Genomic DNA, 21,720 nt, shown 5'->3' on the forward strand with positions numbered 1-21,720 from the left:
CGCCGTCGACCTCTCCGACGGCGGAGCGCACCCGCCCCTGGGCTGTGCCGAGCTCGTCCGTCGCCCCCGCGATGGAGGCGTTGGCGGAGGCGGCGCCGAGGCTGAGCGCGTTGGTGGACTCGACGAGCGCGGTGGAGGTGTCCGCGCTGAACCCGGCGGAGGACTTCTGTAGCTCGGCAATGATCCCTTCGACCTCTCCGAGGGAGGAGTCCACGGACCCGAGGGTGTCGTCGACGGAGCCGACGAGGGTGTTCAGCTCGGCGACAATCGGGCGCGCCCCGCTGATACTCTGGTTCATCGTGGCCACCCGCCCCTGGGCGGCGTCGAGGTCGGCGGCGACCTGGGCGAAGCTCCCGGAGGTCTTGTCGCGGGCCTTCTCGGCGCCGTCGCGGAGGGTGTAGCCCGTGCTACGCAGTTCGGTCGCCGCAGCCTCGCCGACCTTCTTCTTAAAGGCCTCGGACACGGCTGCGTCGACAGCGGAGGCGCCCGCGTCGGTGATCGAGGGGGTGACGCCGTTGCTCTTCTCGTTGACGTAGTACTCCAGCACCGGCTGCGTGTAGGTGCCGCTGACCAGGCTCAGCAGGTCCTCGCTGAATTCGGGCGGGATGAGGAACATGGCGTAGTAGTCGCCGCGCATGAGCCCGTCGCGGGCCTCGTCCTCGGGGAGGAACACCCACCCGATCTTGTCGTTGTCCTTGAGCTGCTCGGTGATCTGCTCGCCGATGTCGACCTCGCCGACGCGCTCGGCGGAGGCACCGCGGTCGTTGTTGACCACCGCGATGTGGATGTTCTGGGTGTGGGCGTAGGGGTCCCAGAAAGCGTTGATGTTGAACCACGCGTAGAGCGCGGGGGTGATAAGAACGCCGACGATGATGATGAAGGCGCGGGGAACGCGCAACAGGCGACGAATGTCCCGTTCAAGAATCTGCCCGCTTTTTCTCACGTGGCGAGCGTACCCTCGAATGGAGCGTTAGTGAAACGCTCCGCGGCGGCCCCGCTGGCCCGGAACGCATAAGCTTGCATTCATGCTTTCCGAATCAGCCCCCGGCCTGCTCGCCGCTGTCGGCGGCACGCCCCTCGTTTCCCTTTCCGAACTGCGGTACTGTCCTGATCGTGCCCGTCAAGCGGGCCCGCGGTTTAAGCGTCCGATTCGGTTGAACTCTCGCGCGGGCCGAGCTCTTCTTCGAGCACCTGCTGCGCGACCTTCATGGCGGAAAGGGCGGCGGGTGCCCCGCAGTAGCCGGAGGAGTGGATGATGGCTTCGGTGATCTCTTCGCGGGTGAGGCCGTTTGTCAGGGCGCCGCGGACGTGCCCGCGCAGTTCCTCGGTGGCGCGCAAGGCGACAAGCATGCCGATGTTGAGCAGGCTGCGGTCGCGGCGGTTCAACCCCGGGCGTGTCCACACTGAGCCCCAGACGGTGGCTGTGACGTGCTCCTGGAGTTCTTCGCCGTCGGTGCCAGCGGCGCGCCCGAGAGCGGCGTCGACAAAATCATCGCCCATGACCTCGCGCCGGACGCGGATTCCTGCGTCGTAGCGGCTGTCAGCATCAGACGGGGACGTGGTGGTGTGGGGGTTGGTGCCGGAATCAGTCATGGGACAAGCCTAAACCATCGAAGTCGGCATAAGCTTCCTGTTATGACTGAATTAGGGTGCGGAATACTTGGGGCCATCGGTAAAACTCCTCTCATTCGCCTCGACGACATTGCGGGGCAGGGGGGCGTGGCGTCTGACACCCGAGTGTGGGGGAAACTCGAGTCCTTCAATCCCGGCGGGAGCGCCAAGGACCGCACTGCGCGTGCGTTGGTGGGCGAAGCCGAGCGGCGCGGGGAGCTACGCCCAGGCATGAAGGTCGTTGAATCCAGCTCCGGCAACCTGGGTGTCGCACTAGCACGCGAGGCGGCTGTGGGGGGCTGGGAATTCCACTGTGTTGTTGACCAGCGGACCAACTCCGCCACATTGGCGTTGATCACCGCTCTCGGGGGAATTCTGCACCCCGTGACAGAGCCAGACCCTGAGACAGGTGATTGGCTCGTTGCCCGGCGCAAGCGTGTCGCCGAGTTGAAGGACGAGCTCGGCGCGGTGAATTTGGACCAGTACTCCAACCGGGCTGCTTTCGCGGCGCATGACGGGGGAACGATGGCGGAGATCGTCGATAAGCTTGGGCGCGCTCCCGATGTTCTGGTGGTGGCGGTGAGCACGACCGGCACGATCGGGGGTTGCTTGCTCCATATCCGCGAGCACGGGTACGACACACACGTTGTGGCGGTCGATGCGGCAGGTTCCGTGCTTTTCGGCGGCACCCGAGGATCCCGCCTTCTCCCCGGCTACGGTGCTGGCGTGGTGCCCGATCTCTCCACCGAAGTCGACCCCGGGCGGGTGATCCGGGTGGAAGCGGGCGACGCTGTGCGGGCTGCCCGCCGTATGGGTCGCACGACAGGGTTCCTGCCCGGGGCTTCCGGCGGTGCGGTTGCGCACGCGCTGCACGGGTTGCTTGAGGAGGGCGCACGCGGCGACATCGTCGGCATCTTCCACGATGATGGCCGTGCGTATCTGGATACGGTGTACAACGACGAATGGGTGGAAGAGAACCTGGGAAGCGGGGTAGTCGAATGAAGGTAGGCATCATCGGTGCGGGCCCGCGGGGATTGTGGGCCGCGGAGTCGCTCATGGAACGGGCGCGGCAACGTGGCGCCGCCATCGAGCTGACGGTGTTCAGCGACACTCCGCTCGAGGGTGCGTCCGCGCCCGGGGCGTTTGCGCAGGACCTTCCGGAGCAGTGGATCCTCAATGCCCCGAAGCACATCGTGCAGACGCAGTTGGGCAAGCTCGACGCCGCCGGTGAACACGGGGGCCAGTTCCCGCCGCGCAGAACAGTCGGGCATCTACTGCGGGAATCCTGGAATGCCCTGGAACACCATCTCCCGCCGCAATGCAGTGTCGAGCACCGCTTCACCCATGTCCGTTCGGTGCAGCCAGTGGACGGCGGGGTGGACGTGGAAGGCGAGCTCTTCCACGAAGTGCTTCTGGCCACCGGCCACGCGCACGATTGGCCGGGGTCGCTCGCCCACATGGATCTGGGAGAGTTGAGTGTGGTCGCGCCCGCGTACCCGCAGAAGAACCTCGACGCTGTCGGGGAAGATGATGTCGCCCTCGTCCGCGGTGCGGCTCTCACATTTGTCGACGTCGTCCGATACGCGAAAGCGAAGATCTTCTACCCGGTCACTCGTTCGGGCCGGTTCATGGAGATCAAAGCGTATCTCGACGGTGACAAGGCTAAGCAGGCGGCACCGGTGCTCGCGGCCGCATCCCGCGCGATTCTGCGGTGCGGCGGACTGGCTGAGCTGAAGGAGATCCTCGCGAACTGCGCGGTGGAGATCCTGCGGATCGCCGGCGGCGACGGCACACGTGCGGAGATCGCGGCCGTGATAGAGGGCGGCGACTTCAGCGGCGACCCGGTCGCGGAACTTCGGACGTCGCTTGCCGCGGCCCAGGGCACGCGCCCGTGGACACCGGCGTTGGCGGTGGCGCTCGCCTTCCGCGACACCTACGACGCGCTCATCGAGCGCGCGTCTTTTGGCGGCCGGGAGACGCTCGGAGGGAAGGACTTCGACGCATTCACCCGGACGATGGAACGCGTCGCTTTCGGTCCGCCGGCAGAGTCCGCCGCGGAAGTGCTCGCGCTCATTGATGCCGGGCGCATTCGCACGAACGTCATGGCCCGCGGCGGCGAGGATCTGCGCGAGGTGGCTGCATCCGTCGGGGCGAACATCGTCATCGATGCCGTTCTCGCTCCACCAGGGGTAGTCGAGGGAACACTAGTGGGAGACCTCGTGCAGGCCGGAGTTGGCCAACGCTACGCAGATACGAATGCCCTCCACGTGGGGCGCGACGGAACGCTCGTGGGACAGAAGCACATCGCCGCGGCGGGACGGATGAACGAAGGCCTGATCCTGGGGCACGACACACTGCGCCGCAGCGCCCACGATGTGGTGGAGCAGTGGGCCGACCGTGTCAGTGCCGTCGCCCTCGAGGACCCGCTGCGCGTCCACGGCTTGCCACCCCTGGAGCCGAGAACTTTTGACTGGTCGGCGCAGCTGCTGTCCGATGCCGAGGCATGCGCGGGATTGCTGGACACGTACGGAAGCCCCGTCAACGTGCTCAACGCCGGCCCGATGCAGGAAAATATCGCGGAATTGGTGAACGCCGGAGCCGCTGAGGGGGTGGAGACGAAGGTCTTCTACGCCCGGAAAGCCAACAAAGCGCTCGTTTTCGCGGACACCGTGCGCGATTCCGGTAACGGCGTAGACGTGGCGAGCGAGAACGAATTGCGCCAGGTCCTCGAGCGCGGGATGCCGGGGGAGCGGATCATCCTCTCCGCCGCCATCAAGCCGGAGAGCCTGCTCCAGCTCGCCATCGACAACGGTGTGGTCGTCTCCACCGACAACAGGGACGAATATGACAGGCTGTGCGCCCTGGCCGAGGAAGCGGGGACACGTGCGCGCGTTGCGCCTCGGCTAGCGCCTGACCCGGACACCATGCCCCCGACGCGATTCGGCGAGCGGCTGGACGACTGGTCCGGTCACCTGTCCATGCGGTCACCGCATGCGGATATCGTCGGCGTCCATGCGCACCTGCACGGGTACGCGGCACGGGACCGCCAGGCAGCGTTGCGCGAGTGCATGGAGCTGGTCGACCGTCTTCGACGCGCCGGGCACGCGCCCGAGTTCATCGACATCGGCGGCGGGGTCCCCATGAACTATCTGGCGCACAAAGAACAGTGGAACGCGTACCAGGAAGCAATCGCACATCAGCGCGCCGGGTACGCAGCTCCATTCACCTGGAAAGCCGATCCGCTCATCAACACGTACCCCTATTGGCAGACCCCGACGCGCGGGGAATGGCTCATGGAAGTGCTCTCGGACGGCATCGCGGACGGCATGCGGGAGCGGGGGTTGCGGCTCCACCTCGAACCGGGCCGTTCGCTTCTCGACGGCTGCGGTGTCATCCTCACCCGCGTCGCCTTCACCAAGACCCGCTCCGACGGGCTTCCCCTCGTCGGTGTGGAGATGAACCGGACGCAGTGCCGCACCACGTCGGACGACTTCCTGATCGACCCTGTGCTGGTCAAACGGCCGGGAAAACCGGATGGGGCGCGTGAAGCCGAGCCGGTGGAAGCATTTCTTGTGGGCGCGTACTGCATCGAAGATGAGGTGATTCTTCGCCGGAAGATCCGTTTCCCGGAAGGAGTGGCCGCGGGGGACATCGTGGCCATCCCGAATACAGCCGGCTACTTCATGCACATCCTGGAGAGCGCGTCGCACCAGATCCCGTTGGCGAAGAATGTCCTGTGGCCGGAAGGGGTTCTCGACGCAATTGACGGTTAAATCGCTTGTGTGAGGTTCCTCGCCGCGGCGAGGAGAGCCTTGCCCCACTTGTCGGCGGGGGAAGGCCTCAAGCGCTCCGCCGGACCGGAAATAGACAAGACGGCGAGCACTGTGCCGTTCGTCCCGTAGATAGGGGTGGAGAGACTGGCGAGCCCCACCTCGCGCTCTGCGACAGATTCAGCGACACCGGTTGAGCGGACCCCGGCCAATTCTTCCTCAGTGAATACGGCGTTGACGAGGTTGTGTGCAGCGAAGACCTTTGCGGCGGAACCGCGGTCGAGCGGCAGCTGTGAGCCGACGGGAACGGTGTGGGTGAGACCGCTCGGCGGTTCGACGGCGGCGACGCAGGTGCGCGAAGACCCGGTGAGTTCGTACAGCTGCACAGATTCGTTGGTGGTGTCCACAAGGTCCGCCATAATTGGCTTGGCAGCATCGATGATCTTCGACGGTGCCAGCGTGGCGTACCTGGCGAGTGCGGGCCCGATGGCCCATGCACCGTTATCGGTGCGGACGAGGATCTGGTGGACCTCCAGGGCAGTGGCGAGCCGGTGTGTTGTCGCCCGGGGAAGCCCAGTGTCGGCGCTGAGCTCGGAAAGGGTCTTCTCGCCGGACGCAGTGGCGTCGATAAGCGCGATCGAGCGGTCGAGGACCTTGATTCCCGAGCTGTTCTCCGCCGGGCTTTCCACAGAATTTCCCACGAAGTGGATCTTATCATCTCACTATATGGTCCTGGTGGCCCCTCGGGTTGGGTGCGGGCGGTGTGCGGGATAGGCACACGCTGCGCTAGACTGTCTCATTGAATGGAAACGTCCATCCCGTAATATGGAATGGCGCGACGACGGAGAAGGAGAGACCATGGCGCACGACCGACCCTTGACGCTGGCGGAGAAAGTGTGGCGCGACCACGTGATCACCAAGGGCGAGAACGGCGACCCCGACCTGATCTACATCGACTTCCAGCTGCTCCACGAGGTCACCTCCCCGCAGGCCTTTGATGGTTTGCGTATGGCCGGCCGCACGATCCGCCGGCCCGAACAGCACCTGGCTACCGAGGACCACAATGTTCCCACCGTGGGCATCAAGTCGGGCAACCTGCTGGAGATCGAAGAGCTCACCTCCCGCACCCAGGTATCCACGCTGCGCAAGAACTGCGAGGAATTCGGTGTGCGGCTGCACTCCATGGGCGACGTCAAGCAGGGCATTGTCCACACCGTCGGCCCACAGCTGGGCATTACCCAGCCCGGCATGACCATTGTGTGCGGTGACTCCCACACCTCCACGCATGGTGCGTTCGGCTCGATCGGCATGGGCATTGGTACCTCCGAGGTCGAGCACGTCATGGCCACACAGACGCTGCCGCTGAAGCCGTTCAAGACTATGGCCGTGGAAGTCTCGGGTGAATTGCAGCCGGGTGTCACGGCTAAGGACTTGATTCTGGCCATCATCGCCAAGATCGGCACCAACGGCGGCGCCGGGCACATTATCGAGTACCGCGGCGAGGCCATTGAGAAACTCTCCATGGAAGCCCGCATGACCATCTGCAACATGTCCATCGAGGGCGGTGCTCGTGCCGGCATGGTTGCGCCGGACGAGAAGACCTTCGAGTACGTCAAAGGCCGCGAGTTCGCGCCGAAGGGCAAGGACTGGGACGAGGCCGTCGCGTACTGGAAGACATTGCCGACGGACGAGGGCGCCGAATTCGACACCGTTGTGGAAATCGACGGCTCCGCGCTCACCCCGTTTGTCACCTGGGGCACCAACCCGGGGCAGGGCCTGCCGCTGGCGGAGTCCGTTCCGGACCCGGAGTCCTTCGGCGACGACACACTGAAGGCCGCCGCCGAGAAGGCGCTGAAGTACATGGACCTCGAGCCGGGCACTCCGCTGCGCGACATCAAGATCGACACCGTCTTCTTGGGTTCGTGCACCAACGCGCGCATCGAGGACCTCCGTGCCGCAGCTGAGGTGATCAAGGGCAAAACCATTCACCCGGAGACCCGCATGATGGTCGTGCCGTCTTCCGCCATGGTGAAGCAGCAGGCTGAGGAAGAAGGCTTGGACCAGATCTTCCGCGATTTCGGCGCGGACTGGCGCACTGCCGGTTGCTCCATGTGCTTGGGCATGAACCCCGACCAGTTGAAGCCGGGGGAGCGCTCCGCATCCACGTCCAACCGCAACTTCGAGGGCCGCCAAGGCCTCGGCGGGCGCACCCACCTTGTCTCGCCGCTCGTCGCCGCCGCCACGGCGATCACCGGCCACTTGTCCAGCCCCGCGGACCTCTAAGCACGTAAAAGGAAGGGCAACGAAAATGGAGAAATTCACCACCCACACCGGCGTCGGCGTGCCGCTGACCCGCTCCAATGTGGACACTGACCAAATCATTCCCGCCGTCTACCTCAAGCGTGTCTCGCGCACTGGTTTTGAGGACGGGCTGTTTTCTAACTGGCGCACCAATGAGCCGGACTTCGTCCTCAACCATGACGCGTACAAGGATGGCTCCGTGCTCTTCGCCGGCCCCGACTTCGGCACCGGTTCCTCCCGCGAGCACGCTGTGTGGGCGCTGATGGACTACGGCTTCAAGGCAGTATTCAGCCCCCGCTTCGCCGACATCTTCCGAGGCAACACCTCCAAGGCCGGTCTGTTGGCCGGGCAGATGACAGACGCGGACATCCAGTTGATCTGGAAGCAGCTTGAGCAAGAACCCGGGCTGGAGGTCACCGTCTCGCTCGAGGACCGCACCGTCACCGTCGGCGAGAACACCTTCACCTTCGAGATCGACGATTACATCCGCTGGCGCCTCATGGAGGGCCTCGACGACATCGGCCTGACTCTGCGCGACGAAGACGCCATTGAGCGCTTCGAGGAAGCCCGTCCGGCGTTCAAGCCGGCGATTTCGTAGGCGGCCGATCTAGCCGCTTACTCTGCAGTGCCCAGGGGGCGCGTTCCCCCTGGGCACTTAGCGCACCGGGAGCGCCGACGGCAGGTAGTCGGCGCCGGTGAGCCGGCCGTCGTTGAAGGAGAGGACCCAGACGGAGCCCTTCTTCGCCTTGATTTCCCCGTCGATGGGCAAGCGGCCAGTAGCCGATAGCCACGCGAGCATATTGGGGATGATGTCGCCTTGGGCACAGACGACGCTCACACCACCTTGGTCGACGACATCCATGAACGCCTTCTGCGCGCCGACCATGTCTTCCAGCCACGCGTGGTCACCGAAGCGCTGGTCAACTTCGACGGGGAGATTCAATTCGTCGGAAAGCGGGGCGACCGTTGTTTGGCAGCGGTCCGGAACTGCGGAGTAGATCCGGTCGGGGTGGAACGGCGCGAGCATGGGAACGAGCATCTCCGACTGGCGGCGGCCCTTCTTATCCAGTGGGCGCAAGTTGTCGTCGCCGGACCACTTCGCGCGGTCGTGCGCACGTGCGTGGCGGACGTAGAGAATGCGTGAGGTGCACGGCAGGCCGAAGCGCTTCTCGGCCTTCTGCAGCACCTGGCGGTCGAGATCGTAGGACATGATGTCCTTCGCCTCCTGGAACGGCAGCCAGCGGATCTCATCGACTTCCTCGTTGGCCTCGAATTCACCGCCGACGACTTCGCCGGTCCAGTAGTAGACCACCTTTGTGGAATCCTTCACCGGGTACACCGTCTTGCCCAGCAATTTTCCTAGGCGGACGTCGTAGCCGGTCTCTTCCTTGATCTCCCGCACAGCGGTGACCACAAGGGATTCACCCGGGTCGACCTTGCCTTTGGCGAGCGACCAGTCGTCGTAACGCGGGCGGTGAATGCACGCGACCTCGATGGTGCTGGGATCCGTAATTTCGCCCCGCCACAGAACGGCACCTGCCGCGAGCGTTGTGTTTTTGAATTCCTCGGCCGGTTTAGAGGGAATTTCCTGGTGGCGGCCGGTGAGGAACATCTCCCCATGGAGGTCTTTGTCCTCTTCGTGCATGTGTGACTTCTTGCCCATGATGCTCATTGTCCCGTATCTGCGGTGGGCGCGCATAACCTGATTTCAGTTTCGCGGTGCTCTACACTGTGACGGGCAGAAATCCGTTTCCTGCGGGGCGGCGGACGATGAAAAGAAAGGTGCACACATGGTCAAGGTCGCTGTTCTCGGCGCCGGGTCGTGGGGCACGGCTCTGGCGAAGGTCTTCGCTGATGCCGGCAACTCGGTGAGTTTGTGGGCCCGCCGCACGGAGCTGGCCGCCGCCATCCAGGAAACGCGCATCAATGCGGACTACCTCGACGGCATTGTGCTGCCGGACGCGATTGAGGCCACCGACGATGCGGCTGCCGCGATTGATTCCGCCCAGATCGTCGTCCCGGCGGTACCGAGTCAGACCATGCGGGAAAACCTCGCCGATTGGGCGCCGGCCATCTCCGCCGACTCGACGGTCGTGTCCATCTCCAAGGGCATCGAGTCCGGCACGTACAAGCGGATGAGCGAAGTCATCGCTGAGGTGACCGGGGTTGAGCAGGAACGCATCGCCGTGCTCACCGGGCCGAATCTGGCGCGCGAAGTCGCCGACGAGCAACCAGCCGCAACAGTCATTGCGTGCTCGGACTTGAACCGCGCCAAACTGGTGCAGGCGGCGTGCGCCACCTCCTATGTGCGCCCTTACACCAACACCGATGTGGTGGGCTGCGAAATCGGCGGTGCCTGCAAGAACGTCATCGCTCTCGCCTGCGGCATGGCGGCGGGCAAGGAGATGGGGGAGAACACCCAAGCCACTTTGATCACCCGGGGTCTCGCCGAGATCACCCGTTTGGGCATGCAACTCGGGGCAGACCAGCGCACCTTCGCAGGCTTGGCGGGCCTCGGCGACTTGGTGGCCACCTGCGGTTCAAAGCTCTCCCGCAACCGCACATTCGGCGAGCGGCTCGGCCGGGGCATGACGCTGGATGAGGCGCGCGAGGCGACCAACGGCCAAGTAGCAGAGGGCGTGATCAGCTCACAAAGCATTCACGAGCTGGCCATCGCCAACGGGGTGGACATGCCGCTGACGGAGGCTGTGTTCTCCGTGTGTCACCGGGATCTGCGCGTGGACGACATGATCGCCGCGCTGATGGGCCGTTCCAAAAAATCCGAGTAGCGGCTTGTAGTGTGGTCTCCATGATCACAATCGCCGTTATTTACGGTGGAATGTCCTCTGAGCATTCCATTTCCTGCATTTCCGCCGGCGCCATCATGGCGGAGCTTCCCCGGGAGAAATACGAGATTTTTCCGGTGGGCATTACCCAGGACGGCACGTGGGTCGCTGGCACGACCGACCCGGTCGGGGACTCCCAGCTGCCTAGCGTCGACGGCGGGCGCGAGGTCGCCTTGTCTGTGAACCCCGCACGCCGCGGCGAGCTCTACGATCCGAACACCGGCGAGGTTCTTGCCACCGTGGACGTTGTCTTCCCCGTGTTGCACGGCACGTTCGGTGAGGACGGCACGATCCAGGGGTTGCTCGACCTCGCGGGCGTGCCGTACGTAGGTACGGGCGTCTTGTCGTCCGCGTGTTCGATGGACAAGGAATTCACCAAGACGATCGCCCGCGCCGCTGGCGTGCCGGTCACGCGTGAGTTCATTCTCCATGAGCACGCTGAGGTCACAGCGGTGGACGACGAGGTGCGCGAGTACCTGGGCCTGCCTGTCTTCGTCAAACCCGCCCGCGGCGGATCCTCCATCGGCATCAATAAGGTCGAGTCCTGGGACAAGCTCGCCGACGCGGTGCGTTCCGCCCGCCTCTACGATTCCAAGGTGATCATCGAGGCTGAGCTCATCGGTGACGAGGTGGAGATCGGCGTGATCGAGCGCCCCGACGGCGAGCTCGTCGCGTCGCCGCCGGCCAAACTCAACGGCACCTCTGATTCGGACGAAGGCTTCTACGGATTCGAGACAAAGTACCTCGACAACGTCGTCACAGCCACGATTCCGGCGGGATACGACGATGAGCTCAACGAGCAGCTCGCCCAGCTGTCGCTCACGACCTTCCGTGCGCTGAGCTGCCAGGGTCTGGCCCGGGTCGACTTCTTCGTCACCGAGTCCGGCCCCATGCTCAACGAGGTGAACACCATGCCCGGCTTCACGTCGATCTCTATGTTCCCGCAGGTCTTCCAAGCTGCCGGAATGACGTACGGGGAGTTGCTGGAAACACTCATCGCTACTGCGCTGGAACGTTCTGCTCAATAGCGTTCGTCAACGCTGTGAGCGCTCCCTCACCGGCTCCTGCAGGTAGGGAGACCGCGATATCCGTCGCTCGGCCCAGCGCGTACAGGGTCGTCGCTTGGGTCAGGTTTCCTGCCTCAGTCTCCTCGAACCAGGGGATGCCGTTGATCTGCGTCAACTGTGCACCGGGCGCGTAGCTGGGCGGCGGAGCGACCCCGCACTTCAGCACAACGGGTTCTAGGCCGTCCGCACTCCACGCTGCGGCTTGATCGCCCAGGCCGTCGACAGCGGAGACGTCGATACGCGCATAGCCGTCCGCGAGTTCCTGCGGGAGCGCGGCAACGAGGTCGCGGCATGTCGCGCTGGACGCATTGCTTAGCGACGTCTCGAGCTCCGCCAACGGTGCCTTCCCCGGTGCCGGATCTGCGGCAGGCAGCGCGCTCACATCAAGGTCCTCGACGGGGGAAGTGCGGCCGCCGAGTGCCGCATCGTCGGCGGTGACTGCCACGACAGGGGAGCGGTCCACTGTGAACCATGTGGTCAGGTTCGATCCCGGGGTCGGGTCGACGACTTTCATCCACCGGGCACCCGCGATCTCTTCCGTCGGTGTGAGCTCGGTGAACTGCAGTGGCGCATCGACTCCGCAGCGCAGAGTCACGCGCTTGGCGGACGAGGACTGCCATACAGCTGCGCCGGCTGGCGCGGGGTCCAGCAACTCCGCGCGGGAATGCCCCGCAAGCTCATCGGGCAGGGAATCCACCAGCGCCGCGCACTCCGGGGAATCGGCGTCCGGTGACGGCAACTCGGTCAGCGCCACTGGCTGGTTGTTAAGCTGCTTGAGGTAAAGCTTCGACCCGATCAACACACCGGCGACGAGCAGCAGAGCCAGCCCGAGGCTGAGCAGGATCAGCGGGCGCCGCATGACGGATGTCTGGTCGCTATGGTCGGCGGGTGGTTCCGGGCGCGTCCTGCTGGTGGTCATACCGGGCCATTGTATTGCAAGACCATTTGACGGAAAGGCCCTCATCGACTGTGATCCAGACTGGTTTTCCTACGGGCGGCCCCACGCTTGGGGATGTGGGTGAGCGAGCCGTCATCCGGTCCATCGTCGAGGCGACCCCGTCGGCCATCAACGGCGACGATGCCGCGGTACTGTACTGGTCGTCGCCCAATTCTCGTGTTGTGGCTACCACTGACATGCTGGTCGAGGGCCGCCACTTCCGCCCGGATGTGACAACTCCGCGGCGTGTGGGCAGGAAAGCCATCGTCCAGAATTTCGCCGACGTTGAGGCGATGGGCGCGCGCCCTGTAGCGGCGCTGCTCTCCCTGTCCGCGCCGAAGAACCTGCCAGTGGCTGTTGTCGAGGAGCTCGCGCACGGCATCGGGGAAGAAGTGGAAAAATACGCCGCAGAGCTCGTCGGTGGCGATGTCACATCCGGGGACAGCTTGGTCATGTCGGTTACAGCGATCGGGTCGCTCGGCGGCAACCGCCCGGCTCTCACCCTGACAGGTGCCCGTTCTGGCCAGAACCTTGTTGCGCACGGACGCATCGGGTACTCAGCGGCAGGACTGGCCCTGCTCGAATCTGGGCGGAAGATTCCGGAGGAATTCGCGCCGCTCGTCGATGCGTACCAGGCACCGGAGATCACGCCCGGCTCCGGCGTCATTGCCCGTTCCGCTGGTGCGACGAGCATGACGGACAATTCCGACGGTATGCTCCACGACCTCACTCTCCTGGCTGTCCGGTCGGGCGTTCAGCTCGACATGGATTCCGCAGCGGTGGCGCCAGATGATGTTCTCCGCCAGGCAGGGGACTTCCTCGGCCACGATCCGTGGCAGTGGGTCTGCGAGGGCGGGGAGGACCACACGTTGCTGGGGACGTTGAACGCGGACGCTCCCGTCGGCTTCCGCACTATCGGAACTGTGTCGCGGCCCGGGCCCGGGGATCAGCCGGGAGTGACCATCGATGGCCGTGCCCCGCACTACGGCGGCGGATGGGAGAGTTTCGCATGAGTTTGCCAGTGCACCCCACCTGGGAGGAGCCGCTCGCGCCTGTGGAGGATACGATCCACCAACTCGGCGATTTTCTTCGGAGCCAGCCGGCGTACCTTCCGGCGGGCAACGATATTCTGCGGGCCTTCCACGACCCGTTCGATGACGTCCGGGTTCTCATCGTGGGCCAAGACCCGTACCCGACACCGGGCCATCCCATGGGTTTGAGCTTTTCCACCCAACCGGGCGTGGCCCCGCCGCGATCCTTGGTGAACATCTACAAGGAGCTTTCCGACGACCTGGGTATCCCGCCGCGCCCCGACGGCGATCTCTCCTCCTGGGCGAGTCAAGGCATCCTCTTACTGAACCGTGTTCTCACGGTCGCACCGGGCAAGCCTGGTTCCCACCGCGGTGTCGGATGGGAGAAGGTCACGGAGACGGCCATTCGCGCGTTGGCGGAGCGTGATCTGCCGTTGGTGGCCATCCTATGGGGCCGCGACGCACAGACGGCCAAGAGGTTCCTCGGCGACATTCCTTGCATCGAGTCGACCCACCCGTCGCCGCTATCCGCCCGTAACGGGTTCTTCGGCTCCCGTCCGTTCTCCCGAGCCAACGCAGCACTGCGGGCTCAGGGCGCGGACGGTGTCGATTGGGCACTGTAGAGTAAGGCCCCATGACCAATTCCCCGGTGATCGACGGTGCGCGACTGTTGTCGTGGGCCCGTCGCGCCGCGCGGGAACTGGAGCTCCACCGGGAGGAGATCAACAGCCTCAACGTCTTCCCGGTGCCGGACTCGGACACGGGCTCGAACATGGCCCACACGATGACAGCTGCGGTGCACAGCGCCGAGGCCCTCGGCCGTGACGCGAGTGCTGCAGACATCGCATCAGCGCTAGCTGTCGGAAGTGTCAGGGGAGCCCGCGGCAATTCCGGCGTAGTGCTCTCACAGGTCCTCCGCGGAGTCGCACAGGTGGCCGCCGAAGGGGACATTGACGGTTCGAGTGTCGCCGATGCCTTAGCCAACGCAGTGGAATACGTGGAGCGTGCCATCAACGAGCCGGTGGAAGGCACGATCATCACCGTCCTGCGGGAAGCGGCTACCGCTGCCCGTACGGCTCAAGAAAACACCGACGGCTCATCGCTCGCCGCAGTGACATCTGCGGCTCTCACAGCAGCCGAGGAAGCCCTAGAGAAGACACCGTCCCAGCTACCAGAATTACGCGCCGCAGGCGTCGTCGATGCCGGTGGACGCGGCCTCGTGCTATTGCTAGCGACGTTGCGCGACGAGGTTGACGGCCATCACCCAGACTCAAACCACCCCGATGGTTCGGTTGCGACAGGCGGGGCGACCTCCCCAGGGAGTGCTCACTCTCACGGCCGCGCCGGGTGGTTGGAGATCATGTTCATGTTCACTGGGCCGGTGGACGATCTTGAGGGCGCTCTTGCTCAGATGGGCACGAGTTTGGTCATTGCCCGCGCGACGGACACCCAAGCGATGATTCACATTCACTCCCTCGATGCCGGTGCCGTGATCGAGCACGCTTTCGCCTTGGGCGAGGTTTCCGAGTTGCGGCTGGAGATCTTGCCGGAGGCCGCGCACCACGACACAGCGATCGTTGCCCGGTGCATTGTTGCCGTGACGCCGGCTGGTGCTGTGGCGGAGCTCTTCCAGCAAGCGGGCGCGGTTCCTCTGCACCCTGGTGACTCATTCGAGGAACAGCTGAGGCGGGCAGTCACTGACCTCGGGGTGAAAGAACTGGTGGTTCTACCTAACGGGCATGTCGGTAGCGATGAGATGAAAGCAATCTCCGCTGTAGTCCGGGAAGCTGGCGCGGATGTCGCGGTCCTGTCTACACAGCGCCTCGTTGGAGGGATCGCTGCGTTGGCGGTGCACGACCCGCGCTTGCCGCTCGACGCAGCTGCCGCGCAGATGGATGAGGCAGCCGCAGACATGCGCGCGGCAGACATTATGGCGGGTCAGGGGCATCAGGCAATAGTGCTCGCGCCCAGTGGTGAAGTGCTGGCGGAGGAAGATTCGGTTCAGGGGGCCGTCGATAAGTCGTGCCGCGCGATGCTCGCTGATGGAGGCGAATTGGTGACCTTGCTGCTTGGGGCTGAAGCTGCGGCAGAGCTCAACGCCGCTGAGCTTGAGACGGCGCTCGGTGCCGAGGTGCTGGTCTACCCCGCGGACGGATTGGGCATGCTGGGACAAATCGGGGTGGAATAAGCACATGCTGGGCATCAATTACACCACCCCGCTGAACCTTCTCCTCCCCACGCGGCCCGCCCGCGCCATCGCGAAAGCCTTTGGCATCGAGACCGCGGAGGGGCTTTTGGAGCATTATCCGCGGAAGTATCTGCGTTACGGTAGTGGCTCCGCCCTCGAGGGTGCGCTGCCGGACGACCGCATCACGTTCATCGGAACCGTGATGTCCACGCGGATGCTCACCGGCAAACGTCCCATTTTCAAAGTGCAGATCTCCGACGGGCACGACACTATCCATGCGACGTTCTTCAGCGCGCGCTACGCGCCGCGCGTGCTCCACGATGGCGTGCGCGCGATGTTCACCGGCAAGCTCAGCTATTTCAACGGGCAGCCGCAGCTGCAGCACCCGGATTTTCTCATCCTCGACGCGCCGCGGTTCAAAGAAGGCGGCGAGGAAAAGCCAGCACCGAAGGGCGGAGCGACCGGCTCGATGAAGCAGCTGTCCGTGTTCGGGGACCCCGACGAGATTCTCGCCGGGCGGGAATGGCTGCCTGTGTACAAGGCCACGAAGAACTTGTCCACATGGACGATCATGGGCGCAGTCAACACAGTCCTTGACACCTTGCCGCCGGTGGAAGAACCGCTGGGATTCACCCCTGAAGGATTCATCTCCCTTGACCACGCGATCCGGCAAATCCACAACCCGGGGCCCGCCGGCCCAGATCCTGCCCGTGAACGGTTGAAGTACAACGAGGCCCTTCGCGTCGCTTTGATCATGGCGCTACGTCGGGCTGATTCGAGCCACCGCACCGCTCCAGCGTTACCGAGGGTGGAGGGTGCCTCCCAGGAACAAATGCTGGGTAACCTCCCGTTCGCGTTCACTGCGGGACAGGAAGAAGTCTTCGGCGAGATTTCCCGGGACTTGGAGGGCACCACCCCGATGAGCCGTCTCCTCCAAGGCGAGGTGGGCTCCGGCAAAACGATCGTGGCGCTCGCCGCCATGCTTCAAGCGGTGGACAACGGCATGCAGTGCGCGTTGCTCGCCCCGACGGAGGTGCTCACCCTCCAGCACGAGAAATCCCTGCGCAAAACGCTCATGCGCACCGGCGTCCATGCGCGCGTGGTGGCTCTCACGGGATCGATGTCCACGGTGCAGAGGCAGGAAGCGCTGCTGGCGATCATGACCGGCGAGGCGGACATCGTCGTGGGAACGCACGCCATCATCCAGGACAACGTCGACTTCTTCAAACTCGGGTTCGTCGTCGTCGACGAGCAGCACCGCTTCGGCGTGGAGCAGCGCGACCGCCTGCGCGATAAAGCGGGGGAGACCACGCCCCACTTACTTGTGATGACGGCGACGCCGATCCCGCGGACGATCGCCATCACAGTCTTCGGTGATCTCGCTGTATCCACACTCCGTGAACTTCCCGGCGGCCGGAAACCGATTCAATCCTCGATCGTGCCCGAGTTCAAGGACGCCTGGGTCGAGCGCGCGTGGGAGAAAATCAAGGAGGAAGTCGCCGACGGGCACCAGGCCTACATCGTGTGCCCGCGTATCGACGGCCCCGGGGGCGTCCTCGAAATCGCCCACCTCCTCGGGAAAACCCATTTCCGGGGGCTGAATGTCGGTGTCTTGCACGGACGCATGAAGGGCGACGACAAGGACGAGGTCATGTCGGCCTTCGCCGCAGGGGAGATCGACGTGCTCGTGTCCACCACGGTGATTGAGGTCGGCGTCGACGTGCCCAACGCCACCGTGATGATGGTGCGCGAATCGGAGCACTTTGGCGTGTCCCAGCTCCACCAGCTCCGCGGACGCGTGGGGCGCGGCGGGCACCAGTCGCTGTGCTTGTTCCATACCTTCGCTGAGCCCGAGACACCGCAGTTTGAGCGCGTCTCCCAGATCGCCGCGATCTCAGACGGGTTCCAGCTCGCAGAACTCGACCTGCAAAACCGTCAAGAAGGCGATGTTCTGGGCACACACCAATCCGGCAACGAACGGCAACTGAAACTGCTCAACCTCGTTGAGGATTACGGCATTATCCAGCGAGCGTACGACGACGCTGAAGCAGTGGTGGCCGCCGACCCGGAGCTGGCGCGTTCCGTGACCGACACCGAAATCCTCGAGGAATTCGAGTACCTGGAAAAGAGCTAGTGTCACCGCTCCCGTTAGAGTGAGGGCCATGAGCCGAATCATTTCGGGCGAAGCCCGCGGACGCACGATCAAGGTTCCCCCGGAGGGAACCAGGCCCACATCGGACAGGGCCCGGGAAGGCCTGTTCTCTTCGCTCCAGGTTCGTTTCGGATTCGCTGGGCAGAATGTTCTCGACCTTTTCGCAGGTTCCGGCGCGCTCGGCCTCGAGGCCGCTTCCCGTGGCGCGGATGAGGTCGTGCTGGTGGAATCCAACCCGCACGCCGCGGAGATCATCCGCCACAACATTAAAGTGGTGGGGCATCCTGACGTGACGGTTGAGCAAGCCAAGGTGTCTGACTTTGTGTCCTGGGCGCCGCGGGATCACTTCACGATGGTTCTCGCGGACCCGCCCTACGACCTGCCCGATGAGGACGTCGTAGAGATGCTCAATGCTCTGATACCGCTTCTCGCCGATGAGGCCGCCGTGGTCATTGAGCGCCACCGTGATAGCCCCGAGACCGCGTGGCCCGCCGGCTTCACACCGACCGGGCAGAAGCTGAAGAAACGGCTGTACGGTATAGCTCGTATGGATATGGCGACATTCTGCCGAAGCGATATTGACATCGACTCCGCTGTGAACCAGTGAAGCCGTGACCCCCGTGAACTACTGATAAGAGAGAAGAATAATGACGAAAGCGGTCTGCCCTGGATCCTTCGACCCAGTGACCAACGGCCACCTGGACATTTTCACGCGTGCTGCGCGCAGTTTCGACGAGGTGGTCGTCCTAGTTACTGGGAACCCGAACAAGCAGACCGGGTTGTTCACCATCGAGGAACGCATGGAGTTCATCCGGGAGGTCACCAGTGATTTCCCGAACATCACCGTGGATACGTGGGGCGGGCTGCTCGTGGACTACACCACCGCCCACAAGGTGGGTGCACTCGTGAAAGGGCTGCGCTCCTCGCTCGACTACGACTACGAGCTGCCCATGGCGCAAATGAACCGCCGCCTGTCAGGCGTGGACACTTTCTTCCTCATGACAGACGAGAAGTACGGTTATATCTCCTCCTCGCTGTGCAAGGAAGTGGCCAAGTACGGCGGCGATGTCACCGGCCTCGTGCCCGATTGCGTGGTCGAGGCGATGAACGCCAAGTTCCGGGATTAAGCGCCTGGGCGCCCTGAAAAATCCTGGAAGATCCTAGAAGATCGAGGACAGGAATTCCTTCGTCCGCTCATGCTGCGGATTGTCCAGCACGTGTTCTGGTGTGCCTTTCTCCACGATCGTGCCGTCCGACATGAACGCCACGGTGTCGGCGACCTCGTGGGCGAAAGCCATCTCGTGGGTGACCACGATCATGGTCATGCCGCTGGCAGCAAGATCCTTCATCACACGCAGGACCTCGCCGACGAGTTCGGGGTCGAGGGCGGACGTTGGTTCGTCGAAAAGCATGAGCTTCGGATCCATAGCGACGGCGCGCGCAATGGCCACGCGCTGCTGTTGGCCGCCCGAAAGCTGGACAGGGTACGCCTCTGCCTTGTGGGCGAGGCCGACCTGTTCAAGCAGCTCCATGGCCTTCTTCTTCGCGGCCTCGGGCTTTTCACCCTTGACGTGCACCGGGGCTTCGATGATGTTCTCCAGCACTGTGCGGTGGCCGAAGAGGTTGAAGGACTGGAAGACCATGCCGATGTCGCGGCGCTGAAGTGAGGCATCCTTCTCGGAGATCTCGTGCAGCACGCCGTCCTTCTCGCGGTACCCGATGAGGTCGCCGTCGACGTAGAGGCGCCCCGCCGTGACCTTTTCCAAGTGATTGACGCAGCGGAGGAATGTGGACTTTCCGGAACCGGACGGGCCGATCAGGCAGGTGACCTCGCCGGGTTGGACGTCGAGGTCGATTCCCTTGAGAACGTCGAGGGAGCCGAAGGATTTCCACACATCCACGGCTTGGACCATCGGTGTGGAAGAGGGAGACACAGAGCTAGTCACGGTTAACGGTTCCTTTCCACGACAGTGACATTGTTGGGGGCCTTTCCTTCGGCGTCGGTGAGCGCCGCCAGCTGGCGTGCGGTCAGTTCGCGTGTGACACCGCGGTCGAAGTAGCGCTCGAGGTAGAACTGGCCGACCATAAGGATCGAGGTGATGACCAGGTACCACGTTGCAGCGACAAGCAGCATCGGCACCGGTTCGAACAGCGCTGCGGCGATGTCCTGGGAGCGGCCGTAGAGTTCGAGCGAGTAGGGGACTGCGACCACGAGCGACGAGGTCTTGAGCAGCGAGATGAATTCGTTGCCCGTCGGCGGAATGATGATGCGCATCGCCTGGGGGAGGACCGTGCGGCGCATGGTCATGCCCCAGCTCATACCGAGCGCCTTGGATGCCTCAATCTGTCCCTCCGGTACCGAGTTAACGCCGGAACGGACGATTTCAGCCATATATCCGGCCTCGTTCAGCCCCAAGCCGATGACGGCGAGCGCGAACGCGGAGGACGTCAGCGCCTCGAGCGACACCTCCGTGAAACCGAGGTTGACGGATTGGTAGATCGCTCCGAGCAGACCCCAGAAAACGAGCTGGACATAGATCGGGGTACCGCGGAACACCCACAGGTAGAGCCACGCGATGGACTTGAACACTGGGTTGGGCGACATGCGCATGACGGCGAGGACAACGCCCAGCACGACACCGATGATCATGGACAGCACCGTGATAGCCAGTGTGTGGCCGGCGGCGGTGAGGATGCGGGTGTCAAAAAGGTAGGCCCAGTAGGTGTCCCACCCGTATGCTTCGCGCCGCGCCGCATCGAGCACGAAAAGGGCGAAGAGAATGAGTAGAACGGCGGCGGCGATCCAGCGGCCGGGATGACGCAGCGGCTTCGCTTCAATCCGCTCAGGTTTCCGCGAAGAATCATTCTTCGCCGCTGATGCTGCTGTGGTGCTCATGTTCACTGCCCTCCTACAGGCTGTTCATTGATCTGCGCCTGCTCCAGCAAGCCTGTCTCCACTCCCCACTGGGAGAGGATGCGTTCGTATTCGCCCGTGTCAATCAGATGCTGCATCGCCGCCGCCATAGCGGGGCCGAGCGGCGATCCTTTCGGTACAGCGAAGCCGTACGGCGCCGCGTCGAACATCTCGCCCACGAGCTCGAGTTGCCCGTCAGCGCGGTTCACAGCCCACGCGGTGACGGGGGAGTCGGCACTGAGTGCATCCGCGCGACCGACAAGCGCGGCTAGAGCCGCGTTATCGGAAGTGTCGTACGACAGGATGGTGATCGGGTTGCCTTCCGCCTCGCATTTCTCGGCTTTCGGGCGCACGTCGTCAGTTTCGGACACCGTGGTGCGCTGGACCGCTACCGTCAAGCCGCAGGGGTTTGACGGGTCAACGCCCGATCCTGGCTGGGAGGCCCACTGGATGCCCGCGTAGAGGTAGTTGACAAAGTCGAAGTTCTCCCGCCGCTCCTCGGTATCGGTGAAACCGGATATGCCGGCATCCAATGTGCCTGCTTGGACAGCGGGCAAAATCATGGCGAAGTCTTGCTCTTGGGCATCAAAATCCAAGCCCATGACGCTAGCTACCGCACGGCCCAAGTCCATTTCCATCCCGATGATGTTGCCCTGGGAGTCCTTGAATTCGAAGGGGGCGAACGGCGGATTGGCGCCGATAGAGAGTTTTCCGGATGCCTGAATATCTTCCGGCACCATGGCGGCGATCTCCGGCACAGCGGCGGGGGAGATCTCCTCCCAGCCGTCGGGGTGGCCGCCCTCGGTATTCGTGACGCAGCCTGCGAGCATGGCCGCGGGAAGCAGACCGACACAGGCAAGAGCCCTCTTGGCACGGGTGAACATAGCGGAAAGCATACTATGC

The 21,720-nt window shown here is 64.0% G+C and carries 20 protein-coding genes; 12 read left to right on the forward strand and 8 right to left on the reverse strand.

The annotated features are described in order from the left end of the window. Both CZ338_RS10895 and CZ338_RS02535 read right to left on the reverse strand, forming a co-directional pair. Positions 1–943 (reverse strand): YhgE/Pip domain-containing protein (locus CZ338_RS10895; RefSeq protein ID WP_162287291.1); only part of this gene is annotated, 943 nt, incomplete at its 3' end. A 194-nt stretch (positions 944–1,137) separates the two neighbouring features. After that, positions 1,138–1,593: a carboxymuconolactone decarboxylase family protein gene (locus tag CZ338_RS02535; protein WP_087116707.1), complete on the reverse strand. Its 456-nt coding sequence runs from the start codon at positions 1,591–1,593 to the stop codon at positions 1,138–1,140. Between the two features lie 42 nt (positions 1,594–1,635). Here CZ338_RS02535 and CZ338_RS02540 point away from each other — a divergent pair, with 42 nt between their 5' ends. Next, positions 1,636–2,613 (forward strand): pyridoxal-phosphate dependent enzyme, encoded by a 978-nt coding sequence (locus CZ338_RS02540; protein ID WP_087116708.1) that lies wholly within the window; start codon positions 1,636–1,638, stop codon positions 2,611–2,613. Further along, positions 2,610–5,384 (forward strand): FAD/NAD(P)-binding protein, encoded by a 2,775-nt coding sequence (locus CZ338_RS02545; RefSeq protein WP_087116709.1) that lies wholly within the window; start codon positions 2,610–2,612, stop codon positions 5,382–5,384. Before CZ338_RS02540 ends, CZ338_RS02545 begins: the two co-directional genes overlap by 4 nt. On the opposite strand, the gene CZ338_RS02550 is transcribed toward CZ338_RS02545, so the two are convergent. Beyond that, positions 5,381–6,082 (reverse strand): IclR family transcriptional regulator, encoded by a 702-nt coding sequence (locus CZ338_RS02550; RefSeq protein WP_235839399.1) that lies wholly within the window; start codon positions 6,080–6,082, stop codon positions 5,381–5,383. The two genes, CZ338_RS02545 and CZ338_RS02550, sit on opposite strands and share 4 nt — an antisense overlap. A gap of 157 nt (positions 6,083–6,239) precedes the next feature. Here CZ338_RS02550 and leuC point away from each other — a divergent pair, with 157 nt between their 5' ends. Both leuC and leuD read left to right on the forward strand, forming a co-directional pair. After that, the gene (gene leuC / locus CZ338_RS02555) at positions 6,240–7,664 is read left to right on the forward strand and encodes a 3-isopropylmalate dehydratase large subunit (RefSeq protein WP_087116805.1); all 1,425 of its coding nucleotides are present in this window, start codon (positions 6,240–6,242) and stop codon (positions 7,662–7,664) included. A 25-nt stretch (positions 7,665–7,689) separates the two neighbouring features. After that, complete coding sequence (gene leuD, locus CZ338_RS02560; protein WP_087116710.1) at positions 7,690–8,280, forward strand: 3-isopropylmalate dehydratase small subunit; 591 nt, start codon at positions 7,690–7,692, stop codon at positions 8,278–8,280. A 57-nt stretch (positions 8,281–8,337) separates the two neighbouring features. On the opposite strand, the gene CZ338_RS02565 is transcribed toward leuD, so the two are convergent. Next, complete coding sequence (locus tag CZ338_RS02565) at positions 8,338–9,345, reverse strand: NUDIX hydrolase (protein ID WP_087116806.1); 1,008 nt, start codon at positions 9,343–9,345, stop codon at positions 8,338–8,340. Positions 9,346–9,472: 127 nt separating this feature from the next. Here CZ338_RS02565 and CZ338_RS02570 point away from each other — a divergent pair, with 127 nt between their 5' ends. Then, the gene (locus CZ338_RS02570) at positions 9,473–10,471 is read left to right on the forward strand and encodes an NAD(P)H-dependent glycerol-3-phosphate dehydrogenase (protein ID WP_087116711.1); all 999 of its coding nucleotides are present in this window, start codon (positions 9,473–9,475) and stop codon (positions 10,469–10,471) included. Between the two features lie 20 nt (positions 10,472–10,491). Then, the gene (locus tag CZ338_RS02575; protein ID WP_087116807.1) at positions 10,492–11,556 is read left to right on the forward strand and encodes a D-alanine--D-alanine ligase family protein; all 1,065 of its coding nucleotides are present in this window, start codon (positions 10,492–10,494) and stop codon (positions 11,554–11,556) included. Here the strand turns inward: CZ338_RS02575 and CZ338_RS02580 are convergent. Then, complete coding sequence (locus CZ338_RS02580) at positions 11,528–12,514, reverse strand: DUF3515 domain-containing protein (protein ID WP_235839400.1); 987 nt, start codon at positions 12,512–12,514, stop codon at positions 11,528–11,530. The two genes, CZ338_RS02575 and CZ338_RS02580, sit on opposite strands and share 29 nt — an antisense overlap. A 50-nt stretch (positions 12,515–12,564) precedes the next feature. Between CZ338_RS02580 and CZ338_RS02585 the strand changes: the two genes are divergently transcribed. The 6 genes from CZ338_RS02585 to coaD are packed head-to-tail and all read left to right on the forward strand — an operon-like array spanning position 12,565 to position 19,030. Next, positions 12,565–13,545, forward strand: coding sequence for a thiamine-phosphate kinase (locus CZ338_RS02585; RefSeq protein WP_235839401.1), 981 nt, complete (start codon positions 12,565–12,567; stop codon positions 13,543–13,545). Beyond that, the gene (locus CZ338_RS02590) at positions 13,542–14,186 is read left to right on the forward strand and encodes a uracil-DNA glycosylase (RefSeq protein ID WP_087116714.1); all 645 of its coding nucleotides are present in this window, start codon (positions 13,542–13,544) and stop codon (positions 14,184–14,186) included. The genes CZ338_RS02585 and CZ338_RS02590 overlap by 4 nt, the downstream gene beginning before the upstream one ends. Positions 14,187–14,197: 11 nt before the next feature. Then, on the forward strand, positions 14,198–15,751 hold the full coding sequence (locus CZ338_RS02595) for a DAK2 domain-containing protein (protein ID WP_087116715.1): 1,554 nt from the start codon (positions 14,198–14,200) through the stop codon (positions 15,749–15,751). Between the two features lie 4 nt (positions 15,752–15,755). Continuing rightward, positions 15,756–17,885, forward strand: coding sequence for an ATP-dependent DNA helicase RecG (locus tag CZ338_RS02600; RefSeq protein ID WP_087116716.1), 2,130 nt, complete (start codon positions 15,756–15,758; stop codon positions 17,883–17,885). 28 nt (positions 17,886–17,913) lie between these two features. Beyond that, entirely contained in the window at positions 17,914–18,510 is a 597-nt protein-coding gene (locus CZ338_RS02605) for an RsmD family RNA methyltransferase (protein ID WP_087116717.1), read from the forward strand. 40 nt (positions 18,511–18,550) lie between these two features. Then, complete coding sequence (gene coaD / locus CZ338_RS02610; protein ID WP_087116718.1) at positions 18,551–19,030, forward strand: pantetheine-phosphate adenylyltransferase; 480 nt, start codon at positions 18,551–18,553, stop codon at positions 19,028–19,030. A gap of 33 nt (positions 19,031–19,063) precedes the next feature. Here the strand turns inward: coaD and CZ338_RS02615 are convergent, their stop codons facing one another. Genes CZ338_RS02615 through CZ338_RS02625 form a run of 3 tightly spaced genes read right to left on the reverse strand, consistent with a single transcriptional unit; the run spans position 19,064 to position 21,701 of the window. After that, on the reverse strand, positions 19,064–19,816 hold the full coding sequence (locus tag CZ338_RS02615; RefSeq protein ID WP_087116808.1) for an amino acid ABC transporter ATP-binding protein: 753 nt from the start codon (positions 19,814–19,816) through the stop codon (positions 19,064–19,066). A gap of 35 nt (positions 19,817–19,851) precedes the next feature. Next, the gene (locus tag CZ338_RS02620; RefSeq protein ID WP_087116719.1) at positions 19,852–20,799 is read right to left on the reverse strand and encodes an amino acid ABC transporter permease; all 948 of its coding nucleotides are present in this window, start codon (positions 20,797–20,799) and stop codon (positions 19,852–19,854) included. 2 nt (positions 20,800–20,801) lie between these two features. Next, positions 20,802–21,701 carry an ABC transporter substrate-binding protein gene (locus CZ338_RS02625; protein ID WP_087116809.1) on the reverse strand — a complete coding sequence of 300 codons (900 nt, stop codon included), beginning with the start codon at positions 21,699–21,701 and terminating at the stop codon, positions 20,802–20,804. Positions 21,702–21,720: the final 19 nt, after the last annotated feature.

The sequence above is a fragment of the Corynebacterium urinipleomorphum genome (genome assembly GCF_900155535.1).
Lineage (GTDB): Bacteria > Actinomycetota > Actinomycetes > Mycobacteriales > Mycobacteriaceae > Corynebacterium > Corynebacterium urinipleomorphum.